General features: G+C 41.6%; 9 protein-coding genes, 7 tRNA genes, 3 rRNA genes and 4 pseudogenes. 18 read left to right on the plus strand and 5 right to left on the minus strand.

Annotated features, from left to right (window positions below):
• Positions 1-155: 155 nt before the first annotated feature.
• A pseudogene (locus SRT_RS01840) lies at positions 156-1,014 on the minus strand (IS982 family transposase).
• A gap of 388 nt (positions 1,015-1,402) precedes the next feature.
• Between SRT_RS01840 and SRT_RS01845 the strand changes: the two are divergent.
• The 4 genes from SRT_RS01845 (at position 1,403) to yajC (ending at position 4,265) form a co-directional block, all read left to right on the plus strand.
• On the plus strand, positions 1,403-2,119 hold the full coding sequence (locus SRT_RS01845) for a MerR family transcriptional regulator (protein WP_161940009.1): 717 nt from the start codon (positions 1,403-1,405) through the stop codon (positions 2,117-2,119).
• A 140-nt stretch (positions 2,120-2,259) separates the two neighbouring features.
• The gene (locus SRT_RS01850) at positions 2,260-2,976 is read left to right on the plus strand and encodes a YebC/PmpR family DNA-binding transcriptional regulator (protein WP_128832852.1); all 717 of its coding nucleotides are present in this window, start codon (positions 2,260-2,262) and stop codon (positions 2,974-2,976) included.
• A gap of 381 nt (positions 2,977-3,357) precedes the next feature.
• On the plus strand, positions 3,358-3,705 hold the full coding sequence (locus tag SRT_RS01855; RefSeq protein WP_128832853.1) for a DUF6568 family protein: 348 nt from the start codon (positions 3,358-3,360) through the stop codon (positions 3,703-3,705).
• A gap of 176 nt (positions 3,706-3,881) precedes the next feature.
• Positions 3,882-4,265 (plus strand): preprotein translocase subunit YajC, encoded by a 384-nt coding sequence (gene yajC / locus SRT_RS01860; RefSeq protein ID WP_128832854.1) that lies wholly within the window; start codon positions 3,882-3,884, stop codon positions 4,263-4,265.
• A 109-nt stretch (positions 4,266-4,374) separates the two neighbouring features.
• Here the strand turns inward: yajC and SRT_RS01865 are convergent.
• Positions 4,375-5,327: pseudogene (locus SRT_RS01865) on the minus strand (DDE-type integrase/transposase/recombinase).
• Positions 5,328-5,580: 253 nt separating this feature from the next.
• Here SRT_RS01865 and uppS point away from each other — a divergent pair.
• The 14 genes and pseudogenes from uppS to SRT_RS10265 all read left to right on the plus strand — a co-directional run bounded on the left by uppS (position 5,581) and on the right by SRT_RS10265 (position 16,125).
• Positions 5,581-6,261 (plus strand): undecaprenyl pyrophosphate synthase, encoded by a 681-nt coding sequence (uppS, locus tag SRT_RS01870; RefSeq protein ID WP_230401485.1) that lies wholly within the window; start codon positions 5,581-5,583, stop codon positions 6,259-6,261.
• 14 nt (positions 6,262-6,275) lie between these two features.
• Positions 6,276-7,070: a phosphatidate cytidylyltransferase gene (locus SRT_RS01875; RefSeq protein ID WP_128832856.1), complete on the plus strand. Its 795-nt coding sequence runs from the start codon at positions 6,276-6,278 to the stop codon at positions 7,068-7,070.
• 16 nt (positions 7,071-7,086) lie between these two features.
• Positions 7,087-8,344, plus strand: a pseudogene (rseP, locus tag SRT_RS01880) (RIP metalloprotease RseP).
• Between the two features lie 26 nt (positions 8,345-8,370).
• Complete coding sequence (locus tag SRT_RS01885) at positions 8,371-10,221, plus strand: proline--tRNA ligase (RefSeq protein WP_128832857.1); 1,851 nt, start codon at positions 8,371-8,373, stop codon at positions 10,219-10,221.
• Positions 10,222-10,543: 322 nt separating this feature from the next.
• Positions 10,544-12,099, plus strand: a 16S ribosomal RNA gene (locus SRT_RS01890).
• A 58-nt stretch (positions 12,100-12,157) separates the two neighbouring features.
• Positions 12,158-12,230: transfer RNA gene (locus SRT_RS01895), tRNA-Ala, on the plus strand.
• 183 nt (positions 12,231-12,413) lie between these two features.
• Positions 12,414-15,316, plus strand: a 23S ribosomal RNA gene (locus SRT_RS01900).
• 186 nt (positions 15,317-15,502) lie between these two features.
• Positions 15,503-15,618, plus strand: a 5S ribosomal RNA gene (gene rrf / locus SRT_RS01905).
• The 16S, 23S and 5S rRNA genes sit together here with 7 tRNA genes alongside, the layout of an rRNA operon.
• 4 nt (positions 15,619-15,622) lie before the next feature.
• A tRNA-Val gene (locus tag SRT_RS01910) sits at positions 15,623-15,695 on the plus strand.
• A gap of 9 nt (positions 15,696-15,704) precedes the next feature.
• Positions 15,705-15,777, plus strand: a tRNA-Asp gene (locus SRT_RS01915).
• 26 nt (positions 15,778-15,803) lie between these two features.
• A tRNA-Lys gene (locus tag SRT_RS01920) sits at positions 15,804-15,876 on the plus strand.
• A 9-nt stretch (positions 15,877-15,885) separates the two neighbouring features.
• Positions 15,886-15,967: transfer RNA gene (locus SRT_RS01925), tRNA-Leu, on the plus strand.
• A gap of 14 nt (positions 15,968-15,981) precedes the next feature.
• A tRNA-Thr gene (locus SRT_RS01930) sits at positions 15,982-16,054 on the plus strand.
• 6 nt (positions 16,055-16,060) lie between these two features.
• A tRNA-Gly gene (locus SRT_RS10265) sits at positions 16,061-16,125 on the plus strand.
• 593 nt (positions 16,126-16,718) lie between these two features.
• Here the strand turns inward: SRT_RS10265 and SRT_RS01935 are convergent.
• The 3 genes and pseudogenes from SRT_RS01935 to recX form a co-directional block, all read right to left on the minus strand.
• Positions 16,719-17,039, minus strand: coding sequence for a DUF960 domain-containing protein (locus SRT_RS01935; protein ID WP_002277610.1), 321 nt, complete (start codon positions 17,037-17,039; stop codon positions 16,719-16,721).
• A gap of 59 nt (positions 17,040-17,098) precedes the next feature.
• Complete coding sequence (gene ntdP, locus SRT_RS01940) at positions 17,099-17,632, minus strand: nucleoside tri-diphosphate phosphatase (RefSeq protein WP_002263684.1); 534 nt, start codon at positions 17,630-17,632, stop codon at positions 17,099-17,101.
• Between the two features lie 85 nt (positions 17,633-17,717).
• Positions 17,718-18,493, minus strand: a pseudogene (recX, locus tag SRT_RS01945) (recombination regulator RecX).
• Positions 18,494-18,502 lie beyond the last annotated feature (9 nt).

Raw genomic sequence — 18,502 nt, forward strand, 5'->3', positions numbered from 1 at the left:
AATAATAAAGTAGAATTATGATAGAAATTAATGTTGAAAGAAGAGCACAAATATTGAATTTGCTGAATACGCAGTTTTTAATTCCTGAAGAGTATAAAGAAACAGCAAAGTAAGGTATTAAAAAATATACTAATGCAAATTATTCTGATAATATATTAACTCGTGGTGCTAGAAAAAAATCCTATGTTATAGGCAAAGATAGTCTGCTCTAACCAAAGCTCCAACCCCTTTAAACTTCTCGCTAATGGCCTTTCGATGTCAAATTCAGAACATAAAACTGAAAATCGCGTTTCAATGGTTCTCCTTTCAGCCTTGAGCTTCCAATGATTATGTTGGTTAGCCTTTACCATATTGCACCTCAAAGGTGTCCAAAAACAGTAGCCTTTCCGGGCTAAATGCTGTTTCAAAACCTTACTAAGATAACCTAAGTCCGCTAAAACAACAGGGGAAGTCGTGTTCTCAAGCAGGTCTTCGGCTACCTGACGTCATGTACAGAGGCTGGCGTCACAACATAATTGACAATAAATCCTGACAAGGTCACCAGTATATGGGCTTTAAAGCCGTAACACCACATCTTTTTTGAAGGATTGTAGGCCACAGTTTCTTGATCCCTAAAACTACGAACCTTGTCGTTGCGAGCTGGTAAACAAACAGGTATGGAAAGCTATCCATTATCACCATATCATCCTGATGGAATGGCTCGGTCATGCCTTGATGAATAAGCTTCAATAAGGGAATCAAATACCGAGTTCTTCGGTAAAATCGGGTTCTCTCTAAGCCAGTTTTTACAAGAAATAGCTGGCATAGCTGATAGAAGCGACGTTGATATCTGCTGCCGAATTCAGCCTGAAGTACTAGAAGAACAAGAATGGCATTGTCATTAACTTTACAATAGTTGACATTTGTTAGTTCTTTAGGCGCATAACGCCGATAATAGGAGGAACATATGGTTTTTAATTGTTCCACACTGTATTGCAAGTGATGACGTTTAGCGGTATCATTTAAGTCGTTCATTTGGATGTCTCCTGTTCGTTTGATCACTAACAGCATAGTCCAAATGGACTTTTTTATGAAATAAAAGATTAACTAGCACCACGGGTTACTTAATCATATGATATTATATCCCCCTATCTTTCCGTTAATTCATCTATTGTTCTAAACGTTGGTGTAATAGGTAATGAGGTCTATCTACGTACGTGATAAAGTAGGCCGACCAAGTCTACCAACTCGGAAATTCACAAATAGCCGAACAAACATGGGGACGCGTGCCAATTAGAATAGATAACACAGTCTAGTGTAAGACGAGATTAAAATACAGAAAAATTATCTTAAAAAATAATATCCCCCTTGACTCTCACGCAGCGTTATAGACTATACTGACAGTATGAGAGGAGATTCAATCATGAAAACAGTTAAAGAAATGAGCAGGCCGTCAGGTGTCAGTGTGCGCACACTTCATTATTATGATGAAATCAATTTGCTGACACCCAGTTTTATTGCCAATAATGGCTATCGTTATTATGATGATAAAGCCTTTGAGCGCTTGCAGGAAATCTTGCTTTTTCGTGAACTGGAATTTCCTCTCAAAACAATCAAAGAGATTGTAGGGAATACGGCTTATGACAGGAATTTTGCTTTACAGGAACAGATAAAGCTTTTAGAAATGAAGAAAGTACATCTGGAAAAAGTCATCAAGCATGCTAAATCCCTGCAAGAAGAAGGAGATAGTTATATGAAATTTGATGCTTATGACAAAACGGAACTGAAAGCTTTACAGGAAGAAGCTAAGCAAAGATGGGGAGAAACTGCGGCTTATCAGAAATTTGCAGCAAAAATATCAGATAAAGATTTTGCTCACATCAGCTCAGAAATGTCTGCTATTATGTCTGCTTTTGGTCGGTTAAAACAATTACCCTCCGACCATGCTGAAGTACAGCAGCAGGTAGAGAACTTGAGAAATTATATTAGTCAGAATTTTTATGATTGTAACAAAGATATCTTGGTTGGATTAGGTCAAATGTATACTGCGGACAATCGTTTTAGCCAAATGATTGATACTGCCGGCGGTCAGGGAACGGCTGCCTTTGTAGCACAAGCTATCACAGTTTACTGTCGTTAAAAGATGTTAGGGGCTTATTTAAAATCATTTGCCTTTCTTCTATTTTACACACTTCTGTCAAAGTGCTATAATATTAGGGATTATGAATTTAGTTCTGCTATGTTCAAGAAACTAAAAACTAATTTAAGAGGAGAACTCCCATGGGACGCAAATGGGCTAATATTGTCGCTAAAAAAACTGCTAAAGACGGTGCAAACTCTAAAGTTTATGCTAAGTTTGGTGTTGAAATCTATGTGGCTGCCAAGCAAGGTGGGCCAGATCCAGAATCAAATTCAGCCTTGAAATTTGTTTTGGAACGTGCTAAACAAGCACAGGTTCCAAAACATGTCATTGATAAGGCTATTGATAAGGCTAAAGGAAACACGGATGAAACTTTCGTAGAAGGTCGTTACGAAGGTTTTGGACCAAATGGCTCCATGATTATTGTGGATACCTTGACTTCAAATGTTAACCGTACGGCAGCCAATCTTCGGACTGCCTTTGGTAAGAATGGCGGGAATATGGGAGCAGCTGGATCTGTTTCTTATATGTTTGATAAAAAAGGTGTTATTGTCTTTGCAGGTGATGATGCAGACAGTATCTTTGAACAATTGCTTGAGGCTGATGTTGATGTTGAAGATGTTGAAGCGGAAGACGGTTCTGTAACAGTCTATACTGCTCCAACAGACCTTCACAGGGGTATTGAAGCGCTTCGTGCAGGCGGTGTTGCAGAATTTCAGGTGACTGAACTCGAAATGATTCCTCAATCAGAGGTAGTACTGGAAGGTGAGGACTTAGAAACCTTTGAACAGTTGATTGACGCTCTTGAAGACGATGATGATGTGCAAAAAGTTTATCACAATGTTGATGGCTTATAAGAAAAGAGAATCCTTAAATGAGGTTTTCTGCCGCGATAAAGGTGGGGGTGGAACAAAATCGGGATTTCGTAGATATTGATTTTTCTCGCTCTCCTGTTTTAAGGCTCGGGTAAAATTATCCACTGGATATGGATAATGTCATCTGCCGGCGGTTCAAACAGTTCCCAGACTGTTTGTGGTTAAAAGGAAAATCTCAAAAGAAGACTTTTCTTCAATCTAAAACCTTGCTTTTGCGAGGTTTTTTATAGTTTCATTATTGCTGATATTTTCTTAAAAGATATTAGTGACATATGCAAGAGGTTTAGATTTTTCAAGCAAGCTAATTGAAAATTCATATGAAAAAGGCTATCATAAGGTTATTAAAAGAAATGAGGAAAACTTATGTCACATTTTGCAGAAGCGGTTAGACATTTTAACGCTCTAACAGCACAAGAAGCACAGGAAAAAATTGATAGTGGAGAAAAATTGGTTCTTTTCATTGGGCGTTCATCTTGTCCTTACTGTCAGCGTTTTGCTCCTGAATTGAGTCAGGTTGCTGCAGATACAGGCCAGACAATCGCTTTTTTAAATAGTGAAAATCAAGATGATTTAACAGCTGTTCAAACTTTCCGTGAGAAATACCATGTTCAGACAGTACCGGGGCTTTTAGTGGCTCAAGCAGGACAAGTCAAAGTTGTTTGTGATTCATCGCTTTCACAAGAGGCTATTGCTGATTTTATCGCTCAATAGGTAGGGTTTAGACTAGATTGGCTACTCTGGTTTCTCAATATTATCATCCTTTTAAATTTTTGAGTTTTTATAAGGCTGCGTTTTGGGCAGAAACTGACTTTGCACTTGCTCTTAGCGTTTAATTTTGTTATAGTATGTGATGGCTTTATTTATTAAAGAGATGAGGAGAATATACTATGTCTTATACTACAATTATCATGTTTGTTGTTCTGATTGGAGCCATTTTTTTGATGCAGCGTTCCCAAAAGAAACAAGCTCAAGAACGGCAAAATCAATTAAATGCTATTGCTAAAGGAGATGAAGTTGTCACCATTGGTGGTATGTACGCAGTTGTTGATGAAGTGGACAATGATAATAAAAAGATTGTTCTTGACGTTGACGGTGTCTTCTTGCCTTTTGAACTAACGGCAATTAAGCGCGTTGTAACAAAAGAAAGTCAGACTGTAGAAACTGATCAAACGCCGGAGGAAGCAGCTGAAATTATTGAAACTTCAAAAGCAGAAGAAAAAGGCTCAGATTCTAAGGAAACAGCAAATACTGAATCTGCTATTGAAGAATAATTATAAACCTCAATCGTTGTGATTGGGGCTTTTTTTAACTGGAATATGAACATTTGTCAATGATGTGAGACCAAAAAAGATAAAACCTGACTAGCTTTTTGCTAGCCTATCAGGAGCTAGCTCCTGATAGGACTTTTCGCATGTCGATAGGAGATTTCCAGCCCAGAGTCTGCATGGGTAGTCTGTTTGAAGTGTAGAGGTAGCGTTTCATCTGTTTGATGAGGTCGTCATAAGAATAAAATTGTAAGTGCTGGTAGAATCGTCTATTGTCGTTTCTGTGGCTTCGTTCAACCTTACCGTTGTGTCTGGGAGTTCTAGGTCGGATGAGTTTGTGTTCAATGCTTAGTTCACGACAGAGAATATCCAGAGGGTGAACGTGTTTATTTTCCTTGAAATGGGTAAACTCGAAGCCATTGTCCGTTTGTATGATTTTCGGCTTGTAGCCAAAGTGTCGGATGGCCATTTTGACAAATTGGATGGTGGAATGAGAAGATTGTTCCTTGAAAGGGAAGATGAAGCGTTCTCGACTGGCCTCGTCAATGATGGTGTATTGGTAGAATTTATCAGGCATTGCCCCAGTATAGCAGTCTTTTGGCACGTATTTGACAGCCATCTGCCACTTGATACCGAGTTTTGTTGGTGTATCGTAAGGCTTTGGAATATAGGGTTTGGTTTTGTTTTAGCAGGTTTGAAGAAGTCTAGTTTTCTCAAGACCCGAAAGAGTGAGCAGGGATGCCTGTCATAGCCCTTATTTAATTTGAGCTTGTAGAAGATTTCGATGAGAGTGGCATGGGGGTTTCTTCGGATACAGTTTTTTATCCAGGCTATTTCTTGTTCTGTATGAGCCTTGGGATGGGGTGTCAGAGGTCTGTGAGATTTGTCTTGAAGAGAGGCTTTGGTTCCGTCAAATCGTTTGTTCCACCTCATAAGGGAAGCTTTGGAGACCTTATAGCGTCGGCAGATGAAGGCAACAGAAGCGCCACCACGATAGGTTTTGACAGCATGGTAGCGAGTATCAAGGGTGTGTGGCAAATAACGAAGGGTTTGTGGTATACTAGTCATGAGAAGATTCCTTTTTGATGAGTGGGTGGTACTCTTATCATATCAAGGTTTCTTCTTTTTTGGGAGCTAGGTCTCACATCTATTGTAAGGCTACAATTGGGGCTTTTTTTAACTGGAATAAAATTCGTTCATAAATCTTAAATTATGGTAAAATAGATCTGATAGTATTTTTTAAGGAAAAAGTAATGTTTACATTAAGACGAAAAAACAAGATATCAAATTATCTAAAATTCCAGCTCATATCGGTATCATTATGGATGGCAATGGACGCTGGGCTAAGAAACGAATGAAACCAAGGGTATTTGGACATAAGGCTGGTATGGATGCTCTTCAAGATGTGACGATAGCGGCATCGGAACTTGGAGTCAAAATTTTAACAGTTTATGCCTTTTCAACGGAAAATTGGGCTCGTCCTCAAGAAGAGGTTAAATTTATCATGAATTTACCTGTAGAGTTCTTTGATAAGTATGTTCCTAAGCTGCATAAAAATAATGTTCGTATTTTAGTGATTGGTGATAAGGAAGGACTGCCAGCAGCAACTTTAGATGCTCTGGAACGCGCTAGAGAACTGACTAAACATAATTCTGGACTTATTTTAAATTTTGCTTTGAATTATGGCGGTCGTGCTGAAATTGTTGATGCTGTAAAGTTGATTGCTCAAGATGTTTTAGATGCTCGGTTTAACCCTGGTGATATTACAGAAGGGCTCATTGCTGATTACTTGATGACAAGCAATCTTCCTTACCTTTACCGTGATCCCGATTTGATTATTAGAACGAGTGGTGAGCTGCGTCTTAGTAACTTTTTACCGTGGCAGGCTGCTTATAGTGAGCTTTATTTTACAGATACACTTTGGCCAGATTTTGATAAAAAAGCTTTGTATTTAGCTATTGAAGAATTTAACCATCGCCATCGTCGCTTTGGTGGTGTTTAGAAAGAGGATTTATCATGCAAAAACGTGTTCTTTTTGGGGGAGTGGCTCTGGCCATTTTTCTCCCTTTCCTATTTTTGGGAGGTCTCTTTTTTCAGCTTTTTGTTGGTGTTTTAGCCATGATTGGCGTATCTGAACTGTTGAGAATGAGAGCGTTAGAAATTTTTTCATTTGAAGGTATTTTAGCTATGCTTGCGGCTTTTGTGCTGACTATTCCTTTAGAAAACTACCTGACTTTTTTACCGATTGATGGCAGTTTTAGTGCTTTTGGTCTCGTTATCTTTTTGATTTTAGCGGGAACGGTCTTAAATACTAACCGCTATTCTTTCGAAGATGCTGCTTTTCCTATTGCTTCCAGCCTTTATGTTGGAATTGGTTTTCAAAATCTCGTTAATGCTCGTATTTCTGGACTTGATAAAGTTTTTCTAGCCCTTTTTATCGTTTGGGCGACTGATATTGGAGCTTATATGATTGGCCGGCAGTTTGGTCAGCGTAAATTGATGCCGGCAGTTTCTCCTAACAAGACTGTTGAAGGCAGCTTAGGAGGCATCTTGTCAGCAGTTGTTATTGCTTTTATCTTTATGCTGTTTGATAAGAATGTTTACGCACCGCATCACTTCTTAGTCATGCTGATTTTGGTTGCTCTCTTTAGTATCTTTGCTCAATTTGGTGACCTAGTTGAAAGTTCGATTAAACGTCATTTTGGTGTTAAGGATTCTGGCAAACTCATACCGGGACATGGTGGTATTTTAGACCGTTTTGACAGTATGATTTTTGTTTTTCCAATCATGCACTTCTTTGGTTTGTTCTAAAAGGAGGAGGAAAAAAATGTCAGGACTAATAGCTTTTATTATTATCTTTGGAATAATAGTTCTTGTTCATGAATTTGGTCATTTCTATTTTGCTAGAAAATCAGGAATTTTAGTTCGGGAATTTGCCATTGGTATGGGACCGAAAATTTTTGCACATCAAGGAAAAGACGGTACGGCTTATACCATTCGAATTCTGCCCTTAGGTGGCTATGTTCGTATGGCTGGCTGGGGAGAGGATACTAGCGAAATTAAAACTGGAACACCTGCCGCTTTGACGCTTAACAAAGCAGGTGTAGTCACTCGTATTGATCTTTCTGACAGGCAGGTAGACAAGACGGCCTTGCCAATAAATGTGACAGCTTATGATTTAGAAGACAAATTAGAGATTACAGGACGCATTCTTGAAGAAACTAAGACTTATCCAGTGGATCATGATGCAACAATTGTTGAAGAGGATGGGACAGAAGTTCGCATTGCACCGCTGGATGTGCAATATCAAAACGCTAGTATTTGGGGACGTTTGATCACTAATTTTGCGGGTCCCATGAATAACTTTATCTTAGGTATTTTGTTTTGGTCTCTTGATTTTTGTGCGAGGCGGTGTTCAGGATTTTTCAAGCAATCATGTACGTGTGACTCCTAACGGTGCTGTAGCTAAGCTCGGACTTAGAAACAATGATCAAATTTTACAAATCGGGAAAAGCAAAGTTCATAATTGGAATGATCTCACTAATGCAGTTGCTAAGTCAACTAGTAATTTGAAAAAGAAAGAAGCTATTCCAGTTAAGGCTAAGACTCAAGGAAACGTAAAAACTTTAAAAGTCATCCCTAAAAAAGTTAATGGGAATTACGTTATTGGTGTCATGCCAAGTATGAAAGCAGGATTTGGGGATAAAATTGTTGGTGCCTTTAAGATGTCTTGGGACGGCGCTTTTGTTATCTTGAATGGTCTTAAAGGGCTGATCCTACAGCCAAGTCTCAATAAATTAGGAGGTCCTGTGGCGATTTATCAACTGAGCAATACAGCTGCTAGAGAAGGCTTTGCAAGAGTCCTTGAGTTAATGGCTATGCTTTCTATTAATCTGGGTATTTTTAATTTGATGCCTATTCCTGTTCTTGATGGTGGTAAAATTTTAATCAATTTTATAGAAGTTATTCGAAAAAAACCGCTCAAACAAGAGACGGAAACCTATATCACCCTCGCTGGTGTTCTTATTATGGTTGCGCTTATGATTGCAGTAACTTGGAATGATATCATGCGAGCATTTTTCTAAATTAATGAGACGGAGTATAATTTTTAATGAAACAAAGTAATATGTTAATCCCAACCTTGCGTGAAATGCCAAGTGATGCACAAGTCATCAGTCATGCTCTTATGGTGCGTGCTGGTTATGTCCGCCAAGTATCAGCAGGGATTTACTCTTATTTACCTTTAGCTCATCGCGTTATTGAAAAAATTAAAGAAATCATGCGTGAAGAATTTGATAAAATTGGTGCTGTTGAAATGCTGGCACCTGCCCTTTTAACAGCTGACTTATGGCGTGAATCTGGCCGATATGAAACTTATGGCGAAGATCTTTATAAGTTAAAAAATCGCGATCAATCAGATTTTATTTTAGGGCCCACTCATGAAGAAACTTTTACAAATCTTATCCGTGATGCAGTGAAATCTTACAAGCAGCTTCCTTTAAATCTTTATCAAATTCAAGCAAAATATCGTGACGAAAAACGCCCTCGCAATGGCTTGCTTCGTACTCGTGAATTTATCATGAAAGATGGTTATAGTTTTCATACTGATTATGACAGTTTAGATGTTACTTATGAAGATTATCGTAAGGCCTATGAAGCTATTTTTACTAGAGTTGGTTTAGATTTTAAAGCGATTATTGGTGACGGCGGTGCTATGGGTGGTAAAGATAGTCAGGAATTTATGGCAGTAACGCCAGATCGTACAGATTTGGAACATTGGCTGGTTCTTGATAAAGCTATTGCTTCTATTGAAGAGATTCCTGCTGATGTTTTGGAAGAGATCAAACAAGAACTCTCCTCTTGGTTAATATCAGGTGAGGATACTATCGCTTATTCAAGTGAGTCTGATTATGCGGCTAATCTGGAAATGGCGACGAGCGAATATAAGCCTAACAATAAGGTTGTTTCTCATGAAGATATACAGCGTATTGAAACACCAAATTGTAAAACGATTGATGAAGTTGCTGCCTTTTTAGAAATAGATCCAGCACAAACCATCAAAACCTTGTTATTTATTGCAGATGATGAACCGGTTGTTGCTTTACTTGTAGGAAATGATCAGGTTAATGAAGTTAAACTAAAAAACTATCTGGGTGCTGACTTCTTGGAACCAGCTAATGAAGAAGAAGCAAAAGAAATTTTTGGTGCTTCCTTTGGTTCTCTAGGTCCAGTTAATCTACCAGAAAATATCAAAATTGTGGCGGATCGTAAGGTGAAAAATATTGGGAATGCTGTTGTTGGTGCCAATGAAGATGGTTATCATTTGGCAGGTGTTAATCCAGAACGTGACTTTGAAGCTGCTTATGTTGATATTCGTGAAGTCTATGAAGGAGAGGCATCGCCAGATGGTAAAGGTGTTCTTAAATTTGCGCGTGGTATTGAAATTGGACACATTTTCAAATTGGGAACACGTTATTCAGAAAGTATGGGAGCTAACATTCTTGATGAAAATGGGCGTTCAATCCCTATTATTATGGGAAGTTATGGCATCGGTGTAAGCAGAATTCTATCAGCAGTCATTGAGCAAAATGCACGTATCTTTGTTAACAAGACACCTAAAGGAACTTACCGATTTGCTTGGGGAGTTAATTTTCCTAAAACATTGGCACCATTTGATGTCCATCTCATTACGGTTAATGTAAAGGATGAAGCCTCCCAACAATTGACAGCAAAAGTAGAAGAAAGTTTGGTGGATGCTCACTATTCTGTTTTAACAGATGATCGGAATGAACGTATTGGTTCAAAATTTTCTGATAGTGACCTTATAGGGCTGCCGATTCGTGTAACAGTTGGTAAAAAAGCTTCAGATGGTATCGTAGAAGTTAAAATAAAATCGACTGGAGATACTATTGAAGTCAATGCGGAGAACCTACTAGAAACTTTATCTATTTTGATAGACTAGAATTTTTTTGAAGGCTGAGCTACTTATGCCCAGCCTTTTGATATTTAAAATATCATAGAGTCAGATTCAGAAAAAAATAAGCGATCAGCAGTTGATTTTTAATGATTAATAGTGTGCTTGTCAAAACTTTTTGAAATTCTTTTGAAAAAGTCTTGACAAAATTATAGATGCTTTGATATACTATGAAAGTTGCTGTTTGAAATAGCACGAAGCCCTTTGAAAACTGAACAAGAAGACGAACCAAACAAGTGCAGGGTTACGAAAGTAACCTGTCAATAAGAAAAAAACTGTCAGAGTGCAGAGATGAGTGAAGAGACGAACTAATAATGAGAGTTTGATCCTGGCTCAGGACGAACGCTGGCGGCGTGCCTAATACATGCAAGTGGGACGCACTGATTTCACGGGAGCTTGCTCCACGAGGTCAGTGAGTCGCGAACGGGTGAGTAACGCGTAGGTAACCTGCCTACTAGCGGGGGATAACTATTGGAAACGATAGCTAATACCGCATGCTAGCTTTTAGCGCATGCTAGGAGCTTAAAAGATGCAACTGCATCACTAGTAGATGGACCTGCGTTGTATTAGCTAGTTGGTAAGGTAAGAGCTTACCAAGGCGACGATACATAGCCGACCTGAGAGGGTGAACGGCCACACTGGGACTGAGACACGGCCCAGACTCCTACGGGAGGCAGCAGTAGGGAATCTTCGGCAATGGACGAAAGTCTGACCGAGCAACGCCGCGTGAGTGAAGAAGGTTTTCGGATCGTAAAGCTCTGTTGTAAGCGAAGAACGGGTGTAAGAGTGGAAAGCTTAGACTGTGACGGTAGCTTACCAGAAAGGGACGGCTAACTACGTGCCAGCAGCCGCGGTAATACGTAGGTCCCGAGCGTTGTCCGGATTTATTGGGCGTAAAGGGAGCGCAGGCGGTTAGGAAAGTCTGGAGTAAAAGGCTATGGCTCAACCATAGTGTGCTCTGGAAACTGTCTGACTTGAGTGCAGAAGGGGAGAGTGGAATTCCATGTGTAGCGGTGAAATGCGTAGATATATGGAGGAACACCAGTGGCGAAAGCGGCTCTCTGGTCTGTCACTGACGCTGAGGCTCGAAAGCGTGGGTAGCGAACAGGATTAGATACCCTGGTAGTCCACGCCGTAAACGCTGAGTGCTAGGTGTTAGGCCCTTTCCGGGGCTTAGTGCCGGAGCTAACGCAATAAGCACTCCGCCTGGGGAGTACGACCGCAAGGTTGAAACTCAAAGGAATTGACGGGGGCCCGCACAAGCGGTGGAGCATGTGGTTTAATTCGAAGCAACGCGAAGAACCTTACCAGGTCTTGACATCCCGATGTTATTCTTAGAGATAAGAAGTTACTTCGGTACATCGGAGACAGGTGGTGCATGGTTGTCGTCAGCTCGTGTCGTGAGATGTTGGGTTAAGTCCCGCAACGAGCGCAACCCTTATTGTTAGTTGCCATCATTAAGTTGGGCACTCTAGCGAGACTGCCGGTAATAAACCGGAGGAAGGTGGGGATGACGTCAAATCATCATGCCCCTTATGACCTGGGCTACACACGTGCTACAATGGTCGGTACAACGAGTTGCGAGCCGGTGACGGCAAGCTAATCTCTGAAAGCCGATCTCAGTTCGGATTGGAGGCTGCAACTCGCCTCCATGAAGTCGGAATCGCTAGTAATCGCGGATCAGCACGCCGCGGTGAATACGTTCCCGGGCCTTGTACACACCGCCCGTCACACCACGAGAGTTTGTAACACCCGAAGTCGGTGAGGTAACCGTTAAGGGGCCAGCCGCCTAAGGTGGGATGGATGATTGGGGTGAAGTCGTAACAAGGTAGCCGTATCGGAAGGTGCGGCTGGATCACCTCCTTTCTAAGGAAAAAAGGAAAGCACGATAGGGGAGCTTCTTGTTTAGTTTGAGAGGGTAAGTGGGGCCTTAGCTCAGCTGGGAGAGCGCCTGCTTTGCACGCAGGAGGTCAGCGGTTCGATCCCGCTAGGCTCCATTAAAACAGGATACTAAAGAAGTAAGTCTAGAGTTCAACTTAATATCTTGTTTAAGACAAGGAAGTCTATAAAATACGATGGTTCATTGACAATTGAATAGCTAGAAAGAGCCCTATAGCGCAGCTATAGGGACAACACGAAAGAAACCGAGACGCTGCAAAGCCAAAGAAACGAGAAAATAAGGTTAAGTTAATAAGGGCGCACGGTGGATGCCTAGGCACTAGGAGCCGAAGAAGGACGTGACGAACGACGACATGCTTTGGGGAGCTGTAAGTAAGCCTTGATCCAGAGATATCCGAATGGGGGAACCCGGCAGGTTAAGCCTGTCACTCATTACTGTTAAGGTAATGCAGAGGAAGACGCAGTGAACTGAAACATCTCGGTAGCTGCAGGAAGAGAAAGCAAGAGCGATTGCCCCAGTAGCGGCGAGCGAAGAGGCAAGAGGGCAAACCAGAGTGTTTACACTCTGGGGTTGTAGGACTGCACAAAAGCAGCCAAGGGAATAGAAGAAGACTCTGGGAAGAGTCGCCAGAGAGAGTAAGAGCCTCGTATTTGAAATTCACTTGATGCCAAGCAGGATCCTGAGTACGGCGGGACACGAGGAATCCCGTCGGAATCTGGGAGGTCCATCTCCCAACCCTAAATACTCCCTAGTGACCGATAGTGAACCAGTACCGTGAGGGAAAGGTGAAAAGTACCCCGGAAGGGGAGTGAAAGAGAACCTGAAACCGTGTGCTTACAAGAAGTTCGAGCCCGTTAATGGGTGAGAGCGTGCCTTTTGTAGAATGAACCGGCGAGTTATGTTTACGTGCGAGGTTAAGTTGAAGAGACGGAGCCGTAGGGAAACCGAGTCTGAAAAGGGCGGCAGAGTACGTAGATGTAGACCCGAAACCAAGTGACCTACCCATGAGCAGGTTGAAGGTGCGGTAAAACGCACTGGAGGACCGAACCAGGACACGTTGAAAAGTGTTTGGATGACTTGTGGGTAGCGGAGAAATTCCAAACGAACTTGGAGATAGCTGGTTCTCTCCGAAATAGCTTTAGGGCTAGCGTCGGTCGTGAGACTCTTGGAGGTAGAGCACTGTTTGATTGAGGGGTCCATCCCGGATTACCAATCTCAGATAAACTCCGAATGCCAACGAGTTAAGACCGGCAGTCAGACTGCGAGTGCTAAGATCCGTAGTCGAAAGGGAAACAGCCCAGACCACCAGCTAAGGTCCCCAAATAATTGTTAAGTGGAAAAGGATGTGGGGTTTGCACAGACAACTATGATGTTAGCTTAGAAGCAGCTATTCATTCAAAGAGTGCGTAATAGCTCACTAGTCGAGTGACCCTGCGCCGAAAATGTACCGGGGCTGAAACAATTTACCGAAGCTGTGGATCCCTTAGGGGATGGTAGGAGAGCGTTCTATGTGCGCAGAAGGTGTACCGCAAGGAGCGCTGGAGTGCATAGAAGTGAGAATGCCGGTATGAGTAGCGCAAGACAGGTGAGAATCCTGTCCACCGTAAGACTAAGGATTCCAGGGGAAGGCTCGTCCGCCCTGGGTTAGTCGGGACCTAAGGAGAGACCGAAAGGTGTATCCGATGGGCAACAGGTTGATATTCCTGTACTAGAGTATTGAGTGAAGGAGGGACGCAGGAGGCTAACTAAACCAGACGATTGGAAATGTCTGGTCAAGCAGTGAGGTGTGATATGAGTCAAATGCTTATATCTATAACATTGAGCTGTGATGGGGAGCGAAGTTTAGTAGCGAAGTTAGTGATGTCACACTGCCAAGAAAAGCTTCTAGCGTTAATGAATACTCTACCCGTACCGCAAACCGACACAGGTAGTCGAGGCGAGTAGCCTCAGGTGAGCGAGCGAACTCTCGTTAAGGAACTCGGCAAAATGGCCCCGTAACTTCGGGAGAAGGGGCGCTGGCTATAAGGTCAGCCGCAGTGAAAAGGCCCAAGCAACTGTTTATCAAAAACACAGCTCTCTGCGAAATCGCAAGATGAAGTATAGGGGGTGACGCCTGCCCGGTGCTGGAAGGCTAAGAGGAGCGCTTAGACATTTGTCGAAGGTGTGAATTGAAGCCCCAGTAAACGGCGGCCGTAACTATAACGGTCCTAAGGTAGCGAAATTCCTTGTCGGGTAAGTTCCGACCCGCACGAAAGGCGTAATGATTTGGGCACTGTCTCAACGAGAGACTCGGTGAAATTTTAGTACCTGTGAAGATGCAGGTTACCCGCGACAGGACGGAAAGACCCCATGGAGCTTTACTGCAGTTTGATATTGCGTATCTGTTACACATGTACAGGATAGGTAGGAGCCAAGGAAGAGTGAACGCTAGTTTACTTGGAGGCGCTGTTGGGATACTACCCTTGTGTGATGGCTACTCTAACCCGGTAGGTTGATCATCTACGGAGACAGTGTCTGACGGGCAGTTTGACTGGGGCGGTCGCCTCCTAAAGCGTAACGGAGGCGCCCAAAGGTTCCCTCAGACTGGTTGGAAATCAGTCGCAGAGTGTAAAGGTATAAGGGAGCTTGACTGCGAGACGGACAGGTCGAGCAGGGACGAAAGTCGGGCTTAGTGATCCGGTGGTACCGCATGGAAGGGCCATCGCTCAACGGATAAAAGCTACCCTGGGGATAACAGGCTTATCTCCCCCAAGAGTTCACATCGACGGGGAGGTTTGGCACCTCGATGTCGGCTCGTCGCATCCTGGGGCTGTAGTCGGTCCCAAGGGTTGGGCTGTTCGCCCATTAAAGCGGCACGCGAGCTGGGTTCAGAACGTCGTGAGACAGTTCGGTCCCTATCCGTCGCGGGCGAAGGAAATTTGAGAGGATCTGCTCCTAGTACGAGAGGACCAGAGTGGACTTACCGCTGGTGTACCAGTTGTTCTGCCAAGAGCATGGCTGGGTAGCTAAGTAGGGAGGGGATAAACGCTGAAAGCATCTAAGTGTGAAGCCCCCCTCAAGATGAGATTTCCCATAACATCAAGTTAGTAAGAGCCCTGAGAGAAGAACAGGTAGATAGGTTGGGAGTGGAAGCGTTGTGAGACGTGAAGCGGACCAATACTAATCGCTCGAGGACTTATCCAAAAATAAGTTACTAAAGGCGTAAAATCCGCCTGAAAAATAGGAAATGGGTGCAGTGTTCGATGAACACCAGACCATTTCTCTTTTTTCCAAGGATTTAGCCCGAGTACAATTCCTTAAGTAAAGGAAGCAGGCGCAGCGTTGGTTTTAGTGGCTAGCTATTCAATCGTGAGTGAGCGATCACGCTTGTTAAGTGATGATAGCCTAGGGGAGACACCTGTATCCATGCCGAACACAGCAGTTAAGCCCTAGCACGCCTGAAGTAGTTGGGGGTTGCCCCCTGTGAGATAGGGTCGTCGCTTAGCAAGAGGGAGTTTAGCTCAGTTGGGAGAGCATCTGCCTTACAAGCAGAGGGTCAGCGGTTCGAGCCCGTTAACTCCCATATTTAGAAGGTCCCGTGGTGTAGCGGTTATCACGTCGCCCTGTCACGGCGAAGATCGCGGGTTCGATTCCCGTCGGGACCGTCTTTTTCTGAAAGGAGAGGGAGGACGACTCGTTAGCTCAGTTGGTAGAGCATTTGACTTTTAATCAAAGGGTCACTGGTTCGAGCCCAGTACGGGTCATCAAGAGAAGCGGGTGTGGCGGAATTGGCAGACGCACCAGATTTAGGATCTGGCGCTTAAGGGCGTGGGGGTTCAAGTCCCTTCACCCGCATATAGAGGAGATAGGCCGGCTTAGCTCAGTTGGTAGAGCATCTGATTTGTAATCAGAGGGTCGCGTGTTCAAGTCATGTAGCCGGCATTGCGAACGTAGTTCAGTGGTAGAACATCACCTTGCCAAGGTGGGGGTCGCGGGTTCGAATCCTATACGTAGGTTGACTTATAACATATCTAAAGAGAAGGCTACCCTTAGCCTTCTCTTTTATCTAGTACGACTTATCCCGTGAGGTCTTCGAGGCTAACGCCTAGTAACAACGAACGACAAGAAGTTAGCCGAACCCATAGTAGTGATGAAATTTTTGTAATGGAAATGGAGTGAAAGGGTGAACAATTAAATGAATATCTCTCAAACCAAATTTGTCTATCCTAATTCCTGATCTGAAAAGACGGCGACCTGAAAACGTAAATGATGGGAGCTGTTCGCAATATAGGGCGGCACCAATAGAATGAATTTGTGAAATGAGAAGGTGAGGAAGTTTGAGGCTCTCGTTAAAATTTAGTTGAACCGCCGTATCGAACGGCACACACGGTGGTGTGAGAGGGGCTATATATTAGCTCCTACTCGGTTTGATTGTAGTAAGTTCTTAGTTATTATCAAAGTTAGGTAATTGTTAAAAAGTTACCATGATTAAAATTTTCTTATTTTAGTAGCTAATATAACTAAAAGCACTCCTAAGTTGGACTTTTGTACCCAATTTTAGAAGTGCTTACAAGTGATTGCTTTTAAATTACCATTATTTGAAAAGTTACAAATCTATGTCCAATTCATAAGGAAGAATAATAGTTTCTCTGCCATTATTATCAATAATTTGAACGATTTCTGGATAGAAAGGATCAAATTTGGTTGCATAGTCAGATACAATAACGGTTTTACTGTATTTATCGTAGTACTTAAAACTCAGTTGCCCTTGATTATTCACTAATTGAAAGGTTAAAAGAGTGTCAAGTGTAAAAACGCCTTTTAAGTTATTATCAAGAATTTCCCAAAAAACATCAATCAATTCGGGAGGTAAACTTGTCACCACACCAAAACTTGCATACCGTCCCTTTGTATTTGTAAAGGCCATGATATAAGAGACTCCTTTCTATAAAAAAGAAAGCACCACTGAAGTGCTTTTTGACAACTTTAACGATTCTTAAGTTCAAGATAACGTTTGTACCAAATATTGATATAGGATTGTGAAAAGGGTCCTTTACCATTATTAATCCAGTCTACTAAAATTTTGACGTTTTCTTTCAAAATGTAGTCAATATCAGAAGAATATCCCATTTTTTGTTTATGTAACTCATATTCATCAACATCTAGAAGTTTTTTTTCACCATCTGCAAAAACTTTAACATCTAAATCATAATCGATATACTTTAATGCTTCTTGATCCATTATATAAGGACTAGCTAAGTTGCAATAGTAAGAAACGCCATTATCTCGAATCATTGCGATGATATTAAACCAGAATTTTTTATGAAAGTAAACAATAGCTGGTTCGCGGGTTACCCATCGTCTCCCATCACTTTCAGTGACTAGAGTATGATCATTAACACCAATAACGGCATTTTCTGTTGTTTTTAGTACCATAGTGTCGCGCCAAGTTCGGTGCAAACTACCATCATGCTTATAACTTTGAATTGTAATAAAGTCGCCTTCCTTAGGTAATTTCATTGCCTTACCAACTTTCTACAATTAAGTTTGTCCTTTACAGTTTAACATAATTTCAAGAAAAAAGCATTTTTTTCTGTCAGAAAGGTTACAAATACTCACGTAAGGCATTTTTAATAGCATCAAAGGCAAAGCCTTTTCTGGCTAAACTTTGTGTCAGGTGTTGTCTGAGTTCATAATTTTCATATTTTTTACTATATTTCCGATATTGTTTATCTAGTTCTTTATAAATAAGCTCTTCTTCATTTTCAAAATTGTTTTCAATATCTAAATCTTCAAGAGCTGTTTTGATTTCTTGATAGGAAAATCCTTTGGTCATTAAGGCATGTTTGAGTTTATTTTCGAGAGCTCTTTTTGGGAGTTTGCTTTGATATTTTTTAAGGAGTTTTTGAGCAGTTTTAATGCAAACACTGCTGAAATCAAAATCTTTTAATACGTCTTCAATTAACTGAGATTCGATTCCTTTTTGAAGCAATTTCTGTTTAAGGATGTAAGCTCCTTTATCGCCAGAATGAAGATTTTGCTGCAATATATTTTCGATATATTTGCTGTCATCAAGCCACCTTTCTTCTTTTAACTGGGTGAGAATCTGAGGAATAACAGCAGTGGTAATATCATATTTTATCAGATAATCTTTGACTTCTTTTTCCGTGCGCTGTTTAAAAGAAAGGTAATAAAGAGCAAGGTTTTTACCATAAGAAAATTGAGCAAAAGTCTTGATTTCTTTCAATTTTTCAGGGAGAATTTCCTTATTCTTGCTGAGCATAAAGTGGACAATGGTGTCTTCAGTGATATAGAAATGTTCATCTTCATCAATTTCAATCAGGTAAAGTCTTTTTTCTTTTCAATTTTAGTAATTTTCATGCCTTTATT

The sequence above is a fragment of the Streptococcus troglodytae genome (genome assembly GCF_002355215.1).
Lineage (GTDB): Bacteria > Bacillota > Bacilli > Lactobacillales > Streptococcaceae > Streptococcus > Streptococcus troglodytae.